Origin of the sequence: Rothia sp. ZJ932 (assembly GCF_016924835.1) — a bacterium.
Classification (GTDB): domain Bacteria; phylum Actinomycetota; class Actinomycetes; order Actinomycetales; family Micrococcaceae; genus Rothia.
This window is the reverse complement of the sequence record NZ_CP070480.1, coordinates 2,047,017-2,066,413: the sequence shown is the minus strand read 5'-3', so window position 1 is coordinate 2,066,413 and position 19,397 is coordinate 2,047,017. Positions and strand designations below refer to the sequence as shown.

Genomic DNA, 19,397 nt, shown 5'->3' with positions numbered 1-19,397 from the left:
ATGAGCCCCAGGAAATAGAAAGTCCGCCGGCCTTGCAAATGTGTTCCCCGCGTAGACGGGGATGAGCCCTCAATGGCGGCTTGTACCGGGTCATTCGCACCGTGTTCCCCGCGTAGACGGGGATGAGCCCCCCATGGCGCAACCTCGCCACATGGTGGCAGCGTGTTCCCCGCGTAGACGGGGATGAGCCCCCAAAAAGCAGCCCTAAAAGGAGCAACTTATGGTGTTCCCCGCGTAGACGGGGATGAGCCCCGGGGGCTAAGGGTGAGCCTGGGCTGCCGGGTGTGTTCCCCGCGTAGACGGGGATGAGCCCCGTAAAAACGATATCTCGCGCCCCACCGGTAAGTGTTCCCCGCGTAGACGGGGATGAGCCCATCAGCTCGGTCACATTGCTCGTTGAGGCTTTGTGTGTTCCCCGCGTAGACGGGGATGAGCCCAGCTTCACCGGGGGAATCGCGGGTGAAGAGGAGTGTTCCCCGCGTAGACGGGGATGAGCCCAGGCCGCTGCCTTTGAAATCAAGAAGCTGCTGGTGTTCCCCGCGTAGACGGGGATGAGCCTCAGACTTCGAGTTTGTTGGTGTTGGAGACTGGGTGTTCCCCGCGTAGACGGGGATGAGCCCCCCGCAAGAATGATGGTAGTTTGTGGACACGGGGTGTTCCCCGCGTAGACGGGGATGAGCCCCCCGCAAGAATGATGGTAGTTTGTGGACACGGGGTGTTCCCCGCGTAGACGGGGATGAGCCCTGGTCTTGCCGGGGCGCGGGGGTGTGAAAAAAGTGTTCCCCGCGTAGACGGGGATGAGCCCCGAATAAGCCCTGTTTGTGCTGCATGGTGCAGGTGTTCCCCGCGTAGACGGGGATGAGCCTGAAGTTGTTACGAGAGACCGCAGCCGTCCAGTGTTCCCCGCGTAGACGGGGATGAGCCCACTAGGCTCAGGTGTAGGCTCAGGTGTAGGCTGTGTTCCCCGCGTAGACGGGGATGAGCCCTCTACATCGACCACCACAGCACCAAAGACTACGTGTTCCCCGCGTAGACAGGGATGAGCCCGGATATAACGTTAAGCTGTGGAGCAAGGGTGGGTGTTCCCCGCGTAGACGGGGATGAGCCCGAAGCCCTCAACTTCCAGCAACTAGGGGTAAGCCAAGAAGCCAGCCACCAACTCACCGACCTAGCCAAAGCAGGACGAATACGGTGTTCCCCGCGTAGACGGGGATGAGCCCGCCCTGCTGAACAGTACCGATACGCCATAAGCGTGTTCCCCGCGTAGACGGGAATAAGTCTGAGGGGGGCTTCCGCCAAATCTGTAGTCAAATGCGTCCTGGCTCGCATTGCCTGAGGACGAAAACCCTCGACTTGGGCGGTATGCCGTCCCTCGTCCGCGTCTCGTGTGACCGCGAAATATCAGGTGTGACCGTGAAGAGTAATGCTGACCGTACATTTCGTGGTCAGCATTACTTTTGGTGGTCACCTCTTACCTAACCCCACTCGTCCTCACGCGCTGTATCGCGCTGCACCCCTGCACGCCCTACCCCTCCCGTGTTTACCACTGCCCGCTTTCTCGTTCATACTCTGAAATCAAAGTTTTGCGTGCTTGTTAGGAGGTTTTGGGGGCGTAAACTTTACATCTAACACCGCAGTAGATTTTGAAGGGAAACCATAATGCCAGAATTGCGTTCTCGCACCTCTACCCACGGCAGGAATATGGCTGGCGCTCGTGCCCTGTGGCGCGCTACCGGTATGGGCGATGATGATTTCGGTAAGCCCATTATTGCTATTGCGAACTCCTTTACGCAGTTCGTGCCCGGTCACGTTCACCTGAAGAACATGGGTTCATTGGTCGCCTCTGCTATTGAAGAAGCTGGCGGCGTTGCCAAGGAATTCAATACCATCGCCGTTGACGACGGTATCGCTATGGGGCACGACGGTATGCTCTACTCTCTGCCCTCCCGTGATCTGATCGCTGATTCGGTGGAGTACATGGTAAATGCCCATCGGGCGGACGCGCTGGTTTGCATCTCTAACTGCGACAAGATTACCCCCGGCATGCTCATGGCTGCGATGCGCCTGAATATCCCCGTTATTTTTGTGTCGGGTGGTCCCATGGAGTCCGGTGAGGGTATCGAAGGCGTTGTCGAGCACCGCCTTGATTTGGTGGATGCGATGGTTATGGCTGTTGACGAATCAGTCAGCGACAGCGATCTGGCGCAGATTGAGAAGAACGCTTGTCCTACTTGCGGCTCCTGCGCGGGTATGTTCACGGCGAACTCTATGAACTGCCTCAACGAAGCTATCGGTCTTGCTCTTCCTGGCAATGGCACTACTTTGGCAACCCAGGTTGCTCGCAAGGAACTCTTCATCAGTGCTGGCAAGAAGATTGTTGAGCTGTGCAAGCGCTACTATGAAAACGATGACGAGTCGGTGCTACCTCGCAACATCGCCACTAAGGCGGCTTTTGAGAACGCGATGGCGCTGGATGTTGCTATGGGTGGCTCCACTAATACTGTGCTGCATATTCTGGCAATCGCCCACGAGGGCGAAGTTGATTTTACTCTCGATGACATTGACGCGATTTCCCGTAAGGTTCCCTGCTTGGCAAAAGTAGCGCCCAACTCTACCCGGTACCATATTGAGCACGTCCACCGTGCCGGTGGCATTCCCGCAATCTTGGGCGAGTTGCACCGCGGCGGTTTGCTGAACGCTGATGTTCACTCGGTACACGCTGATTCTCTTGACTCCTGGTTGAGTGACTGGGATATTCGTTCCGGAGCTGCCACCGACACCGCTAAGGAGCTTTTCTTGGCTGCCCCCGGTGGCGTCCGCACTACCCAGGCGTTCTCTACCGCCAATAAGTACGAGTCCCACGAGACGGACGCGCAGAACGGCTGCATCCGCGCTGTTGAGCATGCATACACTAAGGACGGCGGTCTGGCTGTTCTTAAGGGCAATATCGCTGAGGACGGTGCCATCATCAAGAGCGCTGGTATTGATGAGGAACTCTTCCATTTCATCGGTAAGGCGTTCGTGGTGGAGTCCCAGGATGAGGCTGTCTACGAAATCCTGTCGAAGAACGTGAAAGAGGGCGACATCGTCGTTATTCAGTATGAGGGCCCCAAAGGCGGGCCGGGTATGCAGGAGATGCTGTACCCGACCTCTTATCTCAAGGGTTTGGGGCTGGGCAAGAAGTGCGCCCTGATTACTGACGGACGTTTCTCGGGCGGTACTTCGGGTATCTCTATCGGTCACATTTCTCCCGAGGCGGCAGCCGGTGGCGCTATCGGTCTCGTTGAGCACGGCGATGAAATCGAAATTGATGTACACAATCGTATTTTGCGTGTCAATGTTTCTGATGGGGTTCTTGCCGAACGACGCGCGAAGAAGGGTGCAGCCCCCTGGAAGCCCACTAAGCCCCGCGAGCGTCAGGTTTCTAAGGCCCTGCGCGCCTACGCGGCGATGGTGACTAGTGCCGATAAGGGTGGCGTGCGCGTCGTCCCCGAGTAGAAACTAACCCTAGCTATCAGCTCCTCACCGCTTAACTCATAGAGTTCGAGGTGGGGAGCTTTTGTTTTAAGTTCCCCGCTTAATCCGCTGTTGACCTTGAATACCTCTCCCCGTAAGGGATATAAAAGATATAAAGGATATAAAAAATCTGGCTGTAGAAAGGGGTAAGCATTGGTTCCGGTTCTCACCGCACGTGTTCCCGCCGTGCAGAGCCTAGCTCGTGCTGACGAGCTCTCGCACTTTACTGACCGCCTTGAGGGTAATCCTCGCTCGCCCCTTTTCATCGCCGCGCTCACGGGGTTTGGTAAAACCACCCTGTTGCAACAGTTTGAATCGATGGCGCGCACTCATCAGTGGCGCGTGATTTCAGAATCAGCTGGTCGCGACTCACACAAGCGTCTGCGCGGCACCTACCTACCTGCCCTGTGGGAGTCCCTAGAAACCTCCCCGGCAGATGCAGACCTCGAAACCTTCACCGCGCTACCCCTGCCCCAACAGCTAGAGTCGATTACGCGCGTCCTGGCTTCTCAGAACTCGGGTCTGCTCATTACTGTTGATGATCTTCGCAAATCATCGGCACGCGAACTTACCGAACTTTTAGACACCGCTGAACACCTCGCGGCACAAGAACAGCCCCTACTGCTGGTTATGGCAGGACGCCCGGCTGAGGTATGCCAGATCATGTCAGCGCATGCTTTTGCTGGTAGCGGGCACCGCATTGACTTATCACCCTATAACCGCAACCAGGTTCAAGATGAGCTCGCGGCGCTCTTCGCCCAGTCCAACCGCACGGTTCACCAGGACATTCTTGAACGCGCGTCCGGCGCTACCAAGGGTCATCCTTTCATGGTGTACACCTTGGGGCAGAACCTCCTTCAATCCTGCGCCGAGCTCACCGAGGGTGAGCTTGAAAACGGTATCGCTTCAGCCCAGCAGAGCTTAGAAGCGGCAATTTTTGAACCCATGCTTGAAGATTTCTCAGCAGGAGACCGCGCCTTTTTGCATGCCATGGCAACCGATGATGCGCCGTCAAAAATGAGCGACATCGCCAGCAGGCTCGGCAAAACCCCCCAATACGCAGGGGTTTATCGCAACCGCCTAGTCGAAGCGCACATCATTAGACCAGCATCCTACGGCAAGGTCACTTTCGCTGTGCCGCACCTGCGCGAATATCTGAGAAACCGCAGCGAACCGCGCAACCAAGATTTCGAATTTTAGAACAATAAAACATCACATCTAAGGGAGGTGAAGATTATGGGTATTACACCGGCAAGTATCAAAAAATGCGAGCTGACGTGGGAAGCACCTGACTACACGTCGTCGTACCCTGCCGGGTATACGCAGCAAGGCGTCGCAGTGATTGCAATAATGATGCATACTCACCAGGCAAAGGGGGTGTGCTATACGGGGCTTTCAACGATGCTGTACACATCGCACGAAAGCGGCGAACGGTCACTGATTCAGAGCGAACCGATTACAGAGACACATTCACATTCCATGTTAGAGTCATGTGAGGATTCGCATGTTGCAATGGTGGGGCGCGCTATTTTGAAGGCATGGGATTTTATTCCCGCCGAATACAAGAAGAACCTCGTGACGGTGGTGGCTGATAAGCACTATTTGAAGTTGCTGTTTAGGCAGTTTCCGCACCTGAAAGAGATTTTTGAGTACAGGTCTTTAGAGAAGATTCTGAACCACTATGAGTCTCATTCGTTGGGTGAAATTCACGTGAAGGTCATGGGCACCCCGGTGGGGGAGTACGTGTCGCATTTCTTGGAGGAATCCTCCCGCTTGGCACACGAGCGCATGGAGACCGACCTCGCAGAGCGCCCCTTTGAAGTACTGCAAGAGTACAAGGTATTCACGGATTGTTCGTTCAGATCAACCAATAATAAGCGCTACCTCAAGGGCGGACGCATGGGTATTGGTGGTGTGAGCGAGGACGGTTTCTATTTCCACGCTCACTACGATGCCACCAATATTATGACTGGTGAACTCACTGCTATGTTGGCTGCTTTTAACATTTTTTACCACGGTGGCAGGCAGCTGGTGATTCATACTGATTCGTTGGGGGCGCTCACTTTTGTACTGCGTCTTGCCCACAACCGGTACTATTTTCAGCACTGGATTTCAGAGGGTGTGCAAAATCAGCAGGTCATTGATGAGATGACTGCCCTGACCGCCGCTATTCGCGAGCGCAGAGTTTTGGTGAAGCACGTTCCGGGGCATACAGGTCACGGTCTGCAGGAATCGAGTGATTCGGTGTCGAAGATGCACCGGCACTTTCCCGGTCAGGTGGTTGCTAAGTGCGATTTGGCGGAGTTCCACCGCCGTTGCGAATCTATCATTACCGCGCTTTCTGGCTGCACTAAGGCTGTGCGCCTGAGTTGCCCGGAGTGGATGCAGATTCGCCCCTCAGCGATTCACGCTCACAATAGGCTCTGGCGCTAACCCAGCACGCACTGAAACGGGGCGCAGATACAAGAAGGACGCCGCCGCTACAGTTTCAACTGTAGCGGCGGCGTCCTGTATCTTGCGAAAGGGTGAGCTTTAGAGCAGCGGCTTGTTCTGCTTCTTGCGTTTGTGGGCACGGCGGATCAGCAAGCCCAAAATAATAAGAGCTACAGCCACCAGCAGGTACTTCACAACGCTGGAGTATTCATTGATGACGGCTTCAACCTGGGTCCAGTTTTCGCCCAAAATATAGCCGAGGTAAATGAGGATAGCGTTCCACAGGGCTGAACCAGCCAGTGAATACAGACCAAAAGAAACCAGGTTCATGCGGTCGATACCGGCGGGAATAGAAATAAGTGATCGTACACCGGGAATCAGCCTGCCAAAGAAGATAGAGACTCTGCCGTACTTATCGAACCAGTGCAGCGCCTGGTTGACATCTTCAGGGTCAACCAGCCACATCCAGTCAGCGATTTTGCGCAGACGGTTGGCACCAATTGCCGCACCCACGCCGTACAGAATGTAGGCACCCAAGACTGAGCCGATGGTCGCCCAAATAAAAGCTGCGTAGACGTTAATGGATCCGACAGACGCTGTGAAGCCAGCAAGGGGTAGTACAACCTCGGAGGGAATCGGTGGGAAGACGTTTTCCAGCAGAATTGCGATACCTACGCCGGGCGCGCCGAGCGTCTCCATTATAGAGATAACCCAGTCAACAACGGAATTAAACATTGGTGCCTTTCACAGATTTTTCAGACTCCCCTTATTCTCAGGCACTAACTGCCCCAGCGCTAGCGATAGCGCTGAGTGTCACCTGTGAACCTGACCTCTTGCATGCCGGCGTCCGGGAAATGGGGGGGCGGATCGCGTCCCCCCAAGGTGACCACGAAAAATCAGGGGTGACCATGAAAAGTGATGCTGACCGTATATTTCATGGTCACTATTACTTTTCGTGGTCACCTCCGGGGTAGGGGCGTCAGGTGGGGGGGGTCCAAGAAGAGCGATGGCGCGGACGCTTGGTACAACCTTCTAGCCCGCTTTCAGCTTGACTGTCCGTCATATTTCGCAACCTGGTTCACACTTGTTTACCTGAGTGGCGGTAGACCAGTATGAATACTGAAAAGTCCTACCCTCACCAAGGAGTAAACCCGTGGCTGAACATACCTTCGGTTTCCGCACCCGTGCCCTGCACGCGGGCGGCACCCCCGACGCTGAGCATGGCGCTCGCGCGGTTCCCATTTACCAGACGTCGTCTTTTGTTTTTAAGGACGCGGACGACGCGGCTAACCTCTTCTCCTTGCAGAAGTACGGCAATATTTATTCGCGCCTGTCGAACCCTACAGTTGCTGCCCTTGAAGAGCGCATCGCCTCGCTAGAGGGCGGTATTGGTGCGGTGGCTACCGCCTCTGGTATGGCGGCTGAGTTTATTACTTTTGCGGCGCTCTGCCAGGCGGGCGATCACATTGTGGCGTCCTCTCAGCTTTACGGCGGCACCGTGACCCAGCTGGATGTTTCTTTGCGTCGCTTCGGTATTGAGACCACTTTTGTGCCCGGTACTGATCCGGCTGACTACAAGGCTGCTATCACCGAGAGCACGAAGGCGGTCTACACCGAGGTTGTCGCTAACCCCTCGGGTGAGATTGCTGATGTGAGCGGCCTTGCGGATGTCGCCCACGAGGCGGGTATTCCGCTGGTGGTTGATGCGACTCTTTCCACCCCCTACCTGATTCGTCCTTTTGAACATGGTGCTGACATTGTGATTCACTCGGTGACCAAGTTCTTAGGCGGTCACGGCACCACCCTGGGTGGCGTTGTTGTTGAGTCGGGCAAGTTCAATTGGGGCAACGGTAAGTTCCCGACCATGACCGAACCCGTGCCCTCCTATAACAATGTTTCTTGGTGGGGCAACTTCGGTGAGTACGGCTTCTTGACCAAGCTGCGCGCCGAACAGTTGCGTGACTTTGGCCCTTCAATGAGCCCCCAGTCAGCTTTCAACCTCTTGCAGGGCGTTGAGACCCTGCCACAGCGCATGGACGCTCACCTTACCAACGCTAAGGCTGTGGTGGAGTGGCTGAATACTGACTCCCGTGTTGCCTACGTTAACTACGCGGGTTTGCCGGAGCATCCCCACCACGAGCGTGCGTCCGCTCAGCTACCCCTGGGCGTTGGTTCGGTCTTCTCTTTCGGTGTTGCCGCTACCGAAAAGGCGAGCGGACGCGATGTGGGTGCTGAGTTCATCGGTGCCCTGCAGCTGGCTTCGCACCTGGCAAATATTGGGGACGCACGCACTCTGGTGCTGCACCCTGCGTCCACCACCCACCAGCAGCTCACCGCGCAGCAGTTGGCTGAGGGTGGCGTGAAAGAAGATTTGATTCGTATTTCGGTAGGTCTTGAAGATGTCGAAGATATTATCTGGGATCTCGACCAAGCGCTGACCTACGCTACTGGCACCAACCGTTCTGGTGAGAAGGTGGGGGAGTCCGCTGCCGATAAGCGTGCCGCCGCAACAGAAGAATGTGCTGTGCAGCTTGCCGCTGAAAAGGTTGCTTTTGAGGCGGATGTCGCTGCGTACGAAGCTGCCAAGAAAGAGGGTAAGTAATGTCTGAGGCGACCAATACCACCGCTGAGCGCACCTGGGAGGGGCTCAGTGCCCCGGAGCGCCTGAAGATTTTGGGTGATACCCGCTCGATTGCGATTGTGGGTATGTCAGATAAGATCTCCCGCGCTTCGTATTTTGTAGCGACTTACCTGCTTTCATCATCGCCTTACAGGGTCTTTTTTGTGAACCCGATTTTGGCGGCGAAAGGTAAGGAAGTTTTGGGGCAGAAGGTATATGCTTCTTTAGCTGATGTGCCGGAAGCCCCCGATATGGTTGAGATTTTTCGCCGTAATGAAGATCTGCCCGGTGTGGTGCAGGAGGCAATTGATGCCGGCGCCCAGACCGTGTGGATGCAGCTGGGTTCTTGGAACGAAGAAGCTGCCCGTCTGGGTGAAGACGCTGGTCTGAACGTGGTCATGGATCGTTGTGTGAAAATTGAGCACGCACGTTTTCACGGCGGTCTGCACTTGGCAGGTTTTAACACCGGTGTCATCTCGTCCAAGCGTCAGGTAACGGCGTAGACACGCGCAGTGCGTGTTAATTAAAAAGTTATCAACGGGGGTGGGCATTCGCTGGGCGGACGCGCACCCCCGTCCTGGTCTCAGACCCCGGATTTCCGTGGTTTTTGAGGGGTATGAGGCTAGCTCTGAGTTGCATAAAGCGCGATGCGCTCCGCGTGCCCTCGGCTACAATTATTAATTTTTTATAACGATTTGATATACATCGTTACCAAACTGTTATAAAGTGTTCATCGTGCCTCTTATCAAGGTACCCCAAGATTTTCTTAGTTTTACATAAACAGTTTCGGCGAAAGGTCACTACTCCGATGCGTTATCTCTCAGTTGGTGCGGCAGGTGTGCTCATCTCAGGTGCTCTTTTGGCGGCTGCAAACCCCGCAACCGCAGACTCCGAGGTCATCGTAGACCCCACCCCTTCACTCGAAGCATTCGCAGCTGAACAGCTAACCAAGTTCGATAAGTGGACCCCCGCTGAATACGACGCAGTAGCACACGCTCAGCGTATCGCAGAGGTAAAGGCCGCTCAGGCTGAAAAGGTTGCCGCTGAAGAAGCTGCACAGGCTCAGGCGGCAGAAGAAGCTGCTGAGGCTGAGAAGGTTGCCGCTGAAGAAGCTGCACAGGCTGAGGTTGTTGAAGAAGCACCCGCACCCGAGGCAGTAGCACCTGCTCCTGCGGCTCCCGCAGTTGAAGAGAAGGCTCCTGTTGCAGCGCCCGCGCCCGCCGCTCCTGCAGTGAACATCGCAACTGTAGCTCATGTAGCAGCTCCTGCACCTGCTCAGGAAGCCCCCAAGGCACCTGTTGCAGCTCCTGCACCCTCACAGAACATCAGCGCTCAGCGTCAGGCTGTCGTATCAGCTGCCCTGGCATACGCAGCGCAGAACGCACAGTTCGATTGCACCTTGCTGGCTACCAACTCCATCAAGGCAGCTGGCGTGAACTACCACGGTTGGCCCGTAGGTTACATGTCACTGGGTAACGTTGTGAGCGCCGCTGAAGCCCAGCCCGGCGACTTGATTTACTACGCATCCAACGGCTTCGGTCAGTCACACATCGCTGTTTACATTGGCAACGGTCAGGCAGTCCACGGTGGCTGGGAAGGCATGGGCACCAAGGTGTTCTCTGCTAACCTGCCGGCAGCGTCCGCTCCTATCTACATCTCCATGAGCGCAGCATACGGTGGCTAATCCCCTCATATAGGATTTTCCAAAAGTGCCTCACCCGGTTTATCCGGGGTGGGGCACTTTTGTTTTCGGGGGGGGGGGTACTAAGAAGGAGGACGTTTTCACCTGGTGTTCGTCTGCGCGCCTCGGAGGTGACCGCTAAAAGTAATGCTGACCGCGATATGTACGGTCAGCATTACTTTTGATGGTCACCTCTGCAGTCAGCGTTTTAGCGGATAGGTTAGACGAAGTCTGCATATGATGCAGTGAGGGACGCAATCTGTCGCGTAAATTTTAGAAGAAGTGGCATTTAGACCCTAAAATTGGCGTCCAACCACTGCTCACGGGTCATGGACGCGTGCCAAGCGTCCGCCCGGCGGGGCACACCGGCGACGTCGGGACGGTCGGGGGTTCCATTCTCAATAAACTCAATATCGCTGAAGCCGAGCTTTTGAGCAACCCGGTAGCTGGTGTCATTACCGTAGATTGCCGTCCATTCCACCGACTCTAAGCTCAGCCCCGCAGGGTCAAAGACGAACCCCAGCACCAGGTGGCAGGCTTCGGTGATGATACCCCGCCCGCGCAGGGTGGGTGTCGCCCAGAAACCTAGTTCTGCTGTATCGGGGGTAGCGCATCGTAAGGTCACCACCCCGGCAAGAACTCCCGAGTAATCGATAGCCCACACGTACTCTGCTCCGCGCTTACCGGCATCTTGCGTGTACTCAATAAAGCCAAGAACGTCTTGTTCAGTGTAGTTCAGGGGAATGCTCGCGCACCAGCGCAGAATCTCGGGGTCTTGGCAGGCTTCGGTAAGTTCTGGTGCATCTGCCCGGCGTAGAGGTCGCAGGGTGAAATGCTCGGCAATGAGGTGAGGGTGCATAGAGTTATCGTAGCGTTGGGCACTGTGCGAGAGCCACCAGAAATTGCCTTGGAGTTCCGAACGATGGGGTCTTGGATGGAGGGCACAGTGTCATAAAGCTTCATATTGATTACGGGTGCAGGGGCGAAGGAACATAAAATAGCCCAACTATCGGTGTGCATACACCGAATGCCATCAGCACGAAAGAAGAGCACATGTCAGGTTTTACTACCCGCGCTATTCACGCCATTGAAAACGTTGAGAATGAGGCGATTGTTCCCCCGATTTACTTGGCGTCGACGTTCGGTCAGCCCACCACTTTTGAAGAGGGACCTTTCGAGTACCAGCGCGGTGGCAACCCCACCCGTGCCAATGTTGAGACCACTCTGGCGAAAATTGAGGGCGCAGCGCACGCCCGCGTTTTCGCCTCGGGTATGGGCGCAACTGCGGCTGTGATGGGCATGCTGAAAACCGGTGAAACGATGCTGTTGGGCATGCCTGTTTACGGTGGTAACTACCGTTTTGCCACTATCGAGCTGCCCAAGCGTGGCATTGAAACCCGTTTTATTCATGACTTCTCCACCCTGACAGACGCCGATTTTGAGGGCAATGTGAAGATGGTCTTTTTGGAGACCCCCACCAACCCCACCCTGCGCGTTGCTGATATTGCTCGCATTGCTGAAATTGCCCACCGTAACGGGGCGTTGCTGGTTGTTGATAACACCTTCATGACTCCCTATTTGCAGCTGCCGCTTGAGCTGGGCGCGGACGTAGTGGTGCAGTCAGCGACCAAGTACTTGGCAGGTCACGGTGATTTGCTGGGCGGCGTAGTCACCACTAACTCTGTTGATATTGACGAACAGGTTTTCAAGGCGCAACTCATTTCCGGCGGTATTTTGCCCCCGATGGATTCTTACCGTCTCATGCAGAACGTCAAAACTCTCGCGATCCGCATGGAACGTCAGCAAGAGAATACTTTGGCTATCCTTGAGATGCTACGCGAACACCCTGCCGTTGAAGACATCTTCTACGCAGGGTCAGCCAGCGAAAGCGAAGCCGAGATTCACAACCGCCAAGCAAAGGGCATCGGCGCGCTCTTCTCCTTTACCCTGGTAGAAGGCAAAGACATTAAAACCTTCCTCGATAACCTCAAGGTCTTCACTTTCGCTGTTTCGCTCGGTGGCATTGAATCACTCATCTGCCTACCTGCCACCATGACTCAGGGCGCCTACGCCCCTGAACATCTTGCCGACTCCCAGGTAGGGAATAACCTCCTGCGCGTAGCTGTTGGAATCGAAGACCTCGATGACCTACTCACCGACCTGCGAACCGCCCTTGACGCCGCCTAAGCGCGTCCGACCCCCCTTAGATTTTCAAAAACACCAACTACCTGATGAAAGAGAGAAACTCTCATGGCTCTTGAAGTAACCCGTAAAGCTGCCCTGCAAATGTTCGGTCTCGGCGCTCTTGGCACCGTTTTGGCGGCATGCTCCACCAATACCAGCGACGGTGCAGCACCTGCCGATGCCACCGACAAACTGCAGGCCATCAAGGACGCCGGCAAAATCCGCATCGGCATGGAAGGCACCTTCAAGCCCTTTGGCTACCATGACGAATCAGGCGACCTCGTCGGCTTCGAAAAAGAAATCGCTGACCTGATCGCCAAAGACCTCGGCGTTAAAGCTGAATACATCGAAACCCCCTGGGACTCCCTGATTGCAGGCGTTGACGCTGATCGCTACGACATCGTCATCAACAACGTCTCACCCACCGAAGAACGCAAGCAGAAGTACGACTTCTCCGTACCCTACGCAGTATCAGAAGGACGCGTGGGTGTACTCAAGGATTCAGAGCTACAGAGCATCGACGACCTCGCCGGCAAGAGCGCCGCCCAGTCAGAAACCTCAAACTTCCGCACCCTCGTTGAAGAACGCGGCGCAACCATTATTCCCGTCACCGGCTTCGACGAGGCAATCGAACAGGTACTCTCAGGTCGCGCTGATCTGACCGGCAACGACTTCGTGACCTTCCAGGCATACATGGAAGAGCACCCCGACGCCAATCTGCGCCTGCTCGACGGTACACTCGGCGACGGCGCAGAAGCCGCTATCCTCATGGAAAAGGGTGCCGAAGAACTCAAAGCCGCCATCGACGAATCGCTCACCAAACACCTCGAAAACGGCAACCTGAAAGCAATCTACGAAAAATACGTTAAGGCTGACCTCTCACCCAAGGCGTAAACACCCCACGTGCGCAAAAGTGCAAGAAAAACCCCGTAACCCCAAGGAAAGGTTTTTCTTGCACTTTTACCGCACCAGCACCCGAAAGCACCCATGGATCGCTACATAGAACTCTGGATTCAGTCCCTCCCCTCCCTGCTTGAAGCAATGGTGAAGGTGACGCTTCCGCTCACCCTCATTGCCTTTGGCCTCTCGCTGCTCATTGGCATCGTGGCTACCGCAATGCGCTCGCGATCTGCTAAGAATCCGTTGAACTGGCTGTCACGGTTCTACATTTGGGTTTTTCGCGGTACCCCGCTGTTGGTGCAGCTCTTCCTAATTTTTTACGGTCTGCCTAAAGTTGGTATCACCCTTGATACTTGGACGGCAGCGATTATTACTTTGAGCCTGAACACCGGTGCCTACGTCGCAGAGACCTTCCGCGCGTCCGTTGCTTCCATTCCCCGCGGGCAATTTGAAGCAGCCCGCACCCTGAACTTCACCCAAATGCAGACCCTACGCCATGTGATCATTCCGCAGGCAACCCGTATCGCGCTGCCACCACTGGGCAACGACCTCATCGACCTGGTCAAAGGTACCGCCCTGGTCTCTACCATTTCGTTGGTAGATCTCTTCCAATCAGGCAAGCAGGTTGCCGCACGCACCTACGAACCCCTTGCCATGTACCTCGAAGTCGCCGTACTCTACCTGCTAATTGTCACCGTACTCTCCTGGGGTCAGAATCTGCTCGAAAAGCGCAGCAGCCGCTACGTAAGGAACGCTAATGCTTAGCCTCGATCACCTCACCAAAAGTTTCGGTGACAACACCGTACTTAACAACATCTCACTTGAGCTAACTAGCGGTGAAACCACCGTCATCCTAGGTCCCTCCGGTTCGGGCAAATCAACCCTGCTACGCTGCCTCAATCTGCTCGAAACCCCCGAATCTGGTAGTCTCAGCATCGAGGGCGACCGCATCGACTTCGGTAGCAAACTCACCGACGAGCAGGTACGCACCATCCGCAAACATTCAGCGATGGTCTTTCAAAACTTTAACCTGTTCCCGCACTACACCGCCGCGCAAAACGTAGCACTTGCACCGGTTCTCAATGGCAAGATGGGTCAGAAAGAGGCGGACGCGCTTGCCCTCTCCCTGCTTGAAAAAGTGGGCTTGGGCGAGAAGAAAGATTCTTACCCTGACAATCTTTCGGGCGGTCAGCAGCAGCGCGTGGCAATAGCCCGTGCTTTGGCTGTATCACCTGACTACCTGCTCTTTGATGAGCCCACCAGCGCCCTTGACCCCGAGCTTGAAGCCGAGGTTATTCGCGTCCTCATGAACCTGGCGAAGGAAAACCGCTCGCTGGTAGTTGTCACCCACAACATGGCGTTCGCGCAGAGGGTCGCCGACCGCATCATTTTTCTTGAAGGCGGCAACCTGCTGTACAACGGCGAACCTAAGGGATTCTTCAACTCCGATAACGAACGCATCAAGCAGTTCCTGCAAATTTTCGAAATGTCGGACTACCGCATCTAACCGAGGTGTTTAGATAAGAATCCACAGACTCTTTAGGACGCCTGAAAGTACCATCAGGGGGTGTATTTGACCCCGATGTGGCACTTTCAGGCGTCCTAAACTTCTACCGGTATGTTTCCTACCAGCACGTCGATGGCGTGGGCAACTGCCTGCCCACGCGCGTCCACCGCCGTATCGCCGAGGGCAATAATCTCTTCTTTGGGGCCCACCGCTACCGCGTAGCTAGCGCCCTGTAGCATTTCAATGTCGTTGGTGTCGTTGCCGAAGGCGATATAGGGGGCGCCGTCTAGCAGTTCTGTAAGGGCAGCCTGTTTATGTACCCCGGCGGCGGTTAAATCAATGTTGGCACCGGTGGGGTCATCATGCTCAGCGACCTCAACTTTCAGCTTTGAAACTTCATCGTGCAGAAACTGGTGCAGGGCGCGGTCGGTAATATTCAGCATCATCACCTTGGTGGCACGCTTCAACTGCGCGAACTCAACCCTGGTATCTAGCTGGTTAACGTCGATGCGTTCGATGAGAAAATGGTTGTGCGGTAGCGAGTAGGCGTAGTGGCGCGAAGAATCAGCCACAAAATCAACTGTGTGCTCCAGAATCAGCTCGCGCACCCGGTTGAAAGCCTCAGCGTCAATGACCGCACGTACCCGCACCTCGCCGTCCTCATATATTAGAGCGCCGTTAGCACCAATACAGGTGATGTCTTTGAGGTCGGCGGGCAGCATGGGCAAAATATCGCGAATAGGACGCGCCGACGCCAGTACCACGGTATGCCCCGCAGCTATGAGCCGTCGGAAAGCTTCGCAGACTTCGGGCTCAATGGTCATGCCGTTGAAGCTGGTGGTTCCGTCTACGTCAAAGACAAAATGCATACGCACAAGCCTACACCAGGACTATTGAGTAGCTTTCTGAACTATGTAATAATTTTATCTAGTAGACAAAGTTGTTTACCTTTCATTTCAAGGAGTGAATCTTCGATGGCTCAGAAACTACACAACAATGCAGATTTCACAGCCTGGGACGAGCGCAACCGTCCTTGGGCACTTGATTTTGCCACCGAGCTTGTCAGCATGCCTGGTGCAACAAATCAGAACATTCATGATGCCCTTGAACAAGCCCGCCTACTGACAAACGGCGAAGACCTTACTGCTGCTGAGATACTCGGAGAACCTCAGGACGCCGCTCGCGAAGCTTTTACTGATATAGATACCTCACTAGGGATCACCGAAAACCGCGTTGAAACAACCGCCTCTTCAATGGCTACGGGATGCTTTATTGCCTTTATCCTCTCACTAGTCATTATTCTGTTTGCCTCCGAAAACTGGATGGTTAAGCAAGCAGATAATCTCGTCTTTATAGTGCTGATGCTCATCATCTCTTACACCGCAGGTATGACAGGTTTTAACTACTTCAAGCGCGGCATGATGGGGGCGGCCGTGGCAAGCGTCCTTGCCGGTATTGCTTTACTGGCTGCAACGTGTTTCACCATCGGAATTTGGGCCTTTGATACCGACAATAGCTGGCAGATTCCCACCCTGCTTGCCTTGGGCATCAACCTTCTGCTCCTGGTAGTTAGCGGCTGGTTCGTATTCTCTGCACCCTCGCTACTTGCAACACCTGTGGATTCCCGCGATTGGTTTGTTCGCTATGAAGGTGCCCTGCGTGGGCAGCATCTTTACTCCAAGGCAGAAGCCCGCGCTCTGGTAGAGGAAGCCCGCGCTCATGTCGCTGAATCTGCTTCTGACCCCGGCGAAGAATTTGGTGATCCGGCTGCTTACGCCGAAAAAATGGCAGGTAAGGGCACCCGTAGCATTACCCGTCGCTTTATATCTTGGATTATTGCCCGCGCCATTTCCGCCTTTGCCCTGCTTGCTATCTGCTACTCTATGGCTGCGCGTGCAGAGTGGTCTGGTCTTGCCTTCTACTGGGCAGTCGGCGTTGCGATACTTGCTATTGTCACCTTCATAACTGGTTATCGCCGCGATAGAACCAAACGCGATGCAGCTCTTGCCAAGGCGGCTGATGATGAGTTCTAAAGATTTTGCCACCTGGCAGCGCGCCGTTCTTCCCTTGCTGCTCCTCCAGGAAATTAAGGGGGGTGCCACGCACGGCTATGCCCTGGGCAAAGCACTTATCGGGCGGGGGTTTGAGCCGATTAAAGGCGCTACCTTGTACCCAGCTTTAGCCAAGCTCGAGGAGGCAGGTTATCTTGAAACTCACTGGCAGGACGGCGACGGCGGACCGGGGCGCAAAATGTACGCTATCACCGCCGAAGGTGAGCAACGGCTAGCTCAATTAGAAACTAGTTGGAAGCAATTTGTCGAACAGGTGGCACTTCTTCCGGCGGATGTCTGTGGCGCCTTGATCTTGAGGGACGGATACTAGTGGGCTGCTATCACCCTGGCAATCGCGTCCAGTGCTTCTTCGTTTTGCAGGGACGAGCGGTCGCCTAGAGCCTTCCCTTCGTAGAGCTGGCTCAGTAGTCGGCGGGTGATTTTGCCTGAGCGGGTTTTGGGAATATCTGCAACAGCTACAACGTCTTTGGGTTTGGCAATGGGGCCGATTTCGTGGCGGATGTGTTCGCTTAAAACTGTTTTGAGTTCTTGTGTTGAAAGTGTGTTCCCTGCCTTAGATAGGGTTACGAAGGCGACTGCTTGGTGGCCGGTTAGCTCGTCTTCGATGGGGCAGACGCCTGCTTCAATGACGGTTTCGTGGGTGATGAGGGCAGATTCGATTTCAATAGTGGAGAGCCTGTGCCCCGAAATATTAATAACATCGTCAATACGACCCAGAATGTAGGTGTCACCCTCTGCGTCCTGCTTGGCACCATCGCCCGCTAAGAACCAGCCGCGCTCTCCGTAGTGCTTCCAGTAGGAGTCAAGGTAGCGTTGCGGGTTGCCCCAAACGGTGCGCGCCATGGAAGGACCGATTTTATCGACCACAATAAAACCCTGGGTGCCGGTTTCAACGGGGTCACCCTTTTCATCGACCACGCGGGTTGAGATGCCTGGAACGGCGCGGGTAGCGCAGCCGGGCTTGAGAGAGGTGCGCGGTGCGCCGTCGGGGTAAGTGCCAGCGGGTGCGAACTGGGGGTCGTGCGGACGCGGGGAGCACACGGTTGAGCCGGTTTCTGACTGCCACCAGGTATCAATGAAGGATGCGTTATTCCCGCCAATGTGGGTGTAGAGCCAGTGCCACGCCTCGGGGTTGATCGACTCGCCGACCGAGCCCAGCAGTTTGATCGAGGAGAAGTCGAACTTGCCTGCCTGCGGTCCTTGAGGGAAAGCTCCCATGAGGGAGCGAATCAGGGTGGGCGCGGTGTAGTAGTTGGTGACCTTGTAGCGCTCAAGAATCTCAAAATGACGCTCAAAAGTGGGGGTGTTGGGCGTGCCCTCGTAGATAACTTCGGTGACGCCGTTGACTAGCGGCCCGTAAATCTCGTAGGTATGAGCGGTCACCCAGGCAAGGTCGGCGGTACACCAGTGGACGGCTGACTCAACCTTGGCGGGGTCATTGACGGTGGAAAGCTCATCGGGGCGGCGTGTGCCGTCCTCCCCTTCAACATCGGGTAGCAAATCGTAGAGCAGGGCATGAGTGTAGGCGGTCTGCGTCAGGTAGCCACCCATGGTGTGTACTAGACCCTTGGGTTTTCCGGTGGTGCCGGAGGTGTAGATGATGAAGAGCGGATCTTCGGCATCGTGCAGGGGAGCCTCGTGGGTGTCGGGCACATTGGCAATGAGCTCGTGGTACCAAACATCGCGGTCTTGAGCCCAGGGCACGGACGCGCGCGCCTCCGCAGTGCCTGCGGTGCGGTCTACCACGATGATGTGCTCGATTTTGTTTTCGCCCGTACAGGCGTCATCGGCGTTGACCTTGACGGGTACTACGGAGCCGCGGCGGTTCTGTCCGTCGGTGGTGATGAGTACCTTGGCGCCGGTGTCTTCTACACGGAAGCGCAGTGCCTCGGCAGAGAAACCACCAAACACGAGGGAGTGAATAGCGCCAATGCGGGCACATGCCAGCGTGAAGATAATGGTTTCAGGAATCACCGGTAGATAAATGACTACGCGATCGCCCTTAGCCACCCCCAGTTTTTCAAGACCGTGGGTGGCTTTGGCAACTCGTTTTTGCAGTTCTGCGTATGAGATCGCCTCGCGGTCGCCGGGTTCACCCTCAAAAAGCAGGGCGGTCTTGTTCCCGCGTCCTGCCTCAACATGACGATCAACGCAGTTGTAGGCAACGTTGAGTTTGCCGCCTTCAAACCACTTAATTTTGGGAATAGTAAACTGTTCTACGCCGTCCGCATCAAGCCCCAGCGAAACCGGTTTCTTGAAGGAGTGGGTGTTCTCCTCGGTAAAGGGCACACCCCAGGTGAGACGCGCCCGCGCCTGATCGCCCCAAAACTGTATGCGCGCTTCATCAGAAATCAGCGCGGGGTTCGGGGTGGGATTAAACGGGTCAGAAAACGTGAAATCAGCGGGTAGTGCCACAAGAGTTCCTTTGGTCTTGCCTTCTTATCTACTGTTTAGAGTACGGAACAGGCAGGTACACCGCGAAGG

At 55.4% G+C, this 19,397-nt stretch carries 16 protein-coding genes and 1 CRISPR repeat array (1 of these 17 only partly in view); of the genes, 12 read left to right on the top strand and 4 right to left on the bottom strand.

All coding sequences use genetic code 11. From position 1 onward, the window contains the following. Window positions 1-1,108: direct repeats of the CRISPR family, unit length 29 nt; unit sequence GTGTTCCCCGCGTAGACGGGGATGAGCCC; it reaches 447 nt to the left of the window's first position. 551 nt (window positions 1,109-1,659) lie between these two features. The 3 genes from ilvD (at window position 1,660) to JR346_RS09420 (ending at window position 5,949) form a co-directional block, all read left to right on the top strand. After that, entirely contained in the window at window positions 1,660-3,498 is a 1,839-nt protein-coding gene (ilvD, locus tag JR346_RS09430; RefSeq protein ID WP_205482349.1) for a dihydroxy-acid dehydratase, read from the top strand. A gap of 171 nt (window positions 3,499-3,669) precedes the next feature. Further along, window positions 3,670-4,716, top strand: coding sequence for a hypothetical protein (locus JR346_RS09425; RefSeq protein WP_205482348.1), 1,047 nt, complete (start codon window positions 3,670-3,672; stop codon window positions 4,714-4,716). A 36-nt stretch (window positions 4,717-4,752) separates the two neighbouring features. Then, the gene (locus JR346_RS09420) at window positions 4,753-5,949 is read left to right on the top strand and encodes an RNase H family protein (protein ID WP_205482347.1); all 1,197 of its coding nucleotides are present in this window, start codon (window positions 4,753-4,755) and stop codon (window positions 5,947-5,949) included. A gap of 99 nt (window positions 5,950-6,048) precedes the next feature. Here JR346_RS09420 and JR346_RS09415 read toward each other — a convergent pair whose 3' ends face one another. After that, window positions 6,049-6,684, bottom strand: a complete 636-nt coding sequence (locus JR346_RS09415; protein ID WP_204878130.1) for a DedA family protein — start codon at window positions 6,682-6,684, stop codon at window positions 6,049-6,051. Window positions 6,685-7,102: 418 nt separating this feature from the next. On the opposite strand from JR346_RS09415, the gene JR346_RS09410 reads away from it, so the two are divergent. From JR346_RS09410 to JR346_RS09400, 3 genes are all read left to right on the top strand, one after another. Continuing rightward, complete coding sequence (locus tag JR346_RS09410) at window positions 7,103-8,551, top strand: O-acetylhomoserine aminocarboxypropyltransferase/cysteine synthase family protein (protein ID WP_240333942.1); 1,449 nt, start codon at window positions 7,103-7,105, stop codon at window positions 8,549-8,551. After that, window positions 8,551-9,072: a CoA-binding protein gene (locus JR346_RS09405; RefSeq protein ID WP_205482346.1), complete on the top strand. Its 522-nt coding sequence runs from the start codon at window positions 8,551-8,553 to the stop codon at window positions 9,070-9,072. The genes JR346_RS09410 and JR346_RS09405 overlap by 1 nt, the downstream gene beginning before the upstream one ends. Window positions 9,073-9,377: 305 nt before the next feature. Continuing rightward, on the top strand, window positions 9,378-10,253 hold the full coding sequence (locus JR346_RS09400; protein ID WP_205482345.1) for an NlpC/P60 family protein: 876 nt from the start codon (window positions 9,378-9,380) through the stop codon (window positions 10,251-10,253). 286 nt (window positions 10,254-10,539) lie between these two features. On the opposite strand, the gene JR346_RS09395 is transcribed toward JR346_RS09400, so the two are convergent. Next, a complete protein-coding gene (locus JR346_RS09395; protein ID WP_205482344.1) occupies window positions 10,540-11,109 on the bottom strand; it encodes a GNAT family N-acetyltransferase in 570 nt (189 codons plus the stop codon). Window positions 11,110-11,303: 194 nt separating this feature from the next. On the opposite strand from JR346_RS09395, the gene JR346_RS09390 reads away from it, so the two are divergent. From JR346_RS09390 to JR346_RS09375, 4 genes are all read left to right on the top strand, one after another. Then, on the top strand, window positions 11,304-12,437 hold the full coding sequence (locus JR346_RS09390; protein ID WP_204878135.1) for a PLP-dependent aspartate aminotransferase family protein: 1,134 nt from the start codon (window positions 11,304-11,306) through the stop codon (window positions 12,435-12,437). A gap of 63 nt (window positions 12,438-12,500) precedes the next feature. After that, on the top strand, window positions 12,501-13,328 hold the full coding sequence (locus JR346_RS09385; RefSeq protein WP_205482343.1) for a transporter substrate-binding domain-containing protein: 828 nt from the start codon (window positions 12,501-12,503) through the stop codon (window positions 13,326-13,328). A gap of 93 nt (window positions 13,329-13,421) precedes the next feature. Further along, window positions 13,422-14,099: an amino acid ABC transporter permease gene (locus JR346_RS09380; protein ID WP_204878137.1), complete on the top strand. Its 678-nt coding sequence runs from the start codon at window positions 13,422-13,424 to the stop codon at window positions 14,097-14,099. Next, entirely contained in the window at window positions 14,092-14,841 is a 750-nt protein-coding gene (locus tag JR346_RS09375; protein ID WP_204878138.1) for an amino acid ABC transporter ATP-binding protein, read from the top strand. The genes JR346_RS09380 and JR346_RS09375 overlap by 8 nt, the downstream gene beginning before the upstream one ends. 95 nt (window positions 14,842-14,936) lie before the next feature. On the opposite strand, the gene JR346_RS09370 is transcribed toward JR346_RS09375, so the two are convergent. Beyond that, the gene (locus JR346_RS09370; protein WP_205482342.1) at window positions 14,937-15,710 is read right to left on the bottom strand and encodes an HAD-IIB family hydrolase; all 774 of its coding nucleotides are present in this window, start codon (window positions 15,708-15,710) and stop codon (window positions 14,937-14,939) included. A gap of 105 nt (window positions 15,711-15,815) precedes the next feature. On the opposite strand from JR346_RS09370, the gene JR346_RS09365 reads away from it, so the two are divergent. Both JR346_RS09365 and JR346_RS09360 read left to right on the top strand, forming a co-directional pair. After that, complete coding sequence (locus JR346_RS09365) at window positions 15,816-16,874, top strand: hypothetical protein (protein ID WP_205482341.1); 1,059 nt, start codon at window positions 15,816-15,818, stop codon at window positions 16,872-16,874. After that, window positions 16,861-17,223 (top strand): PadR family transcriptional regulator, encoded by a 363-nt coding sequence (locus tag JR346_RS09360; RefSeq protein ID WP_240333941.1) that lies wholly within the window; start codon window positions 16,861-16,863, stop codon window positions 17,221-17,223. Before JR346_RS09365 ends, JR346_RS09360 begins: the two co-directional genes overlap by 14 nt. Here the strand turns inward: JR346_RS09360 and JR346_RS09355 are convergent. Beyond that, complete coding sequence (locus tag JR346_RS09355; protein WP_205482340.1) at window positions 17,220-19,328, bottom strand: AMP-binding protein; 2,109 nt, start codon at window positions 19,326-19,328, stop codon at window positions 17,220-17,222. The genes JR346_RS09360 and JR346_RS09355 overlap by 4 nt on opposite strands. Between the last annotated feature and the right edge of the window lie 69 nt (window positions 19,329-19,397).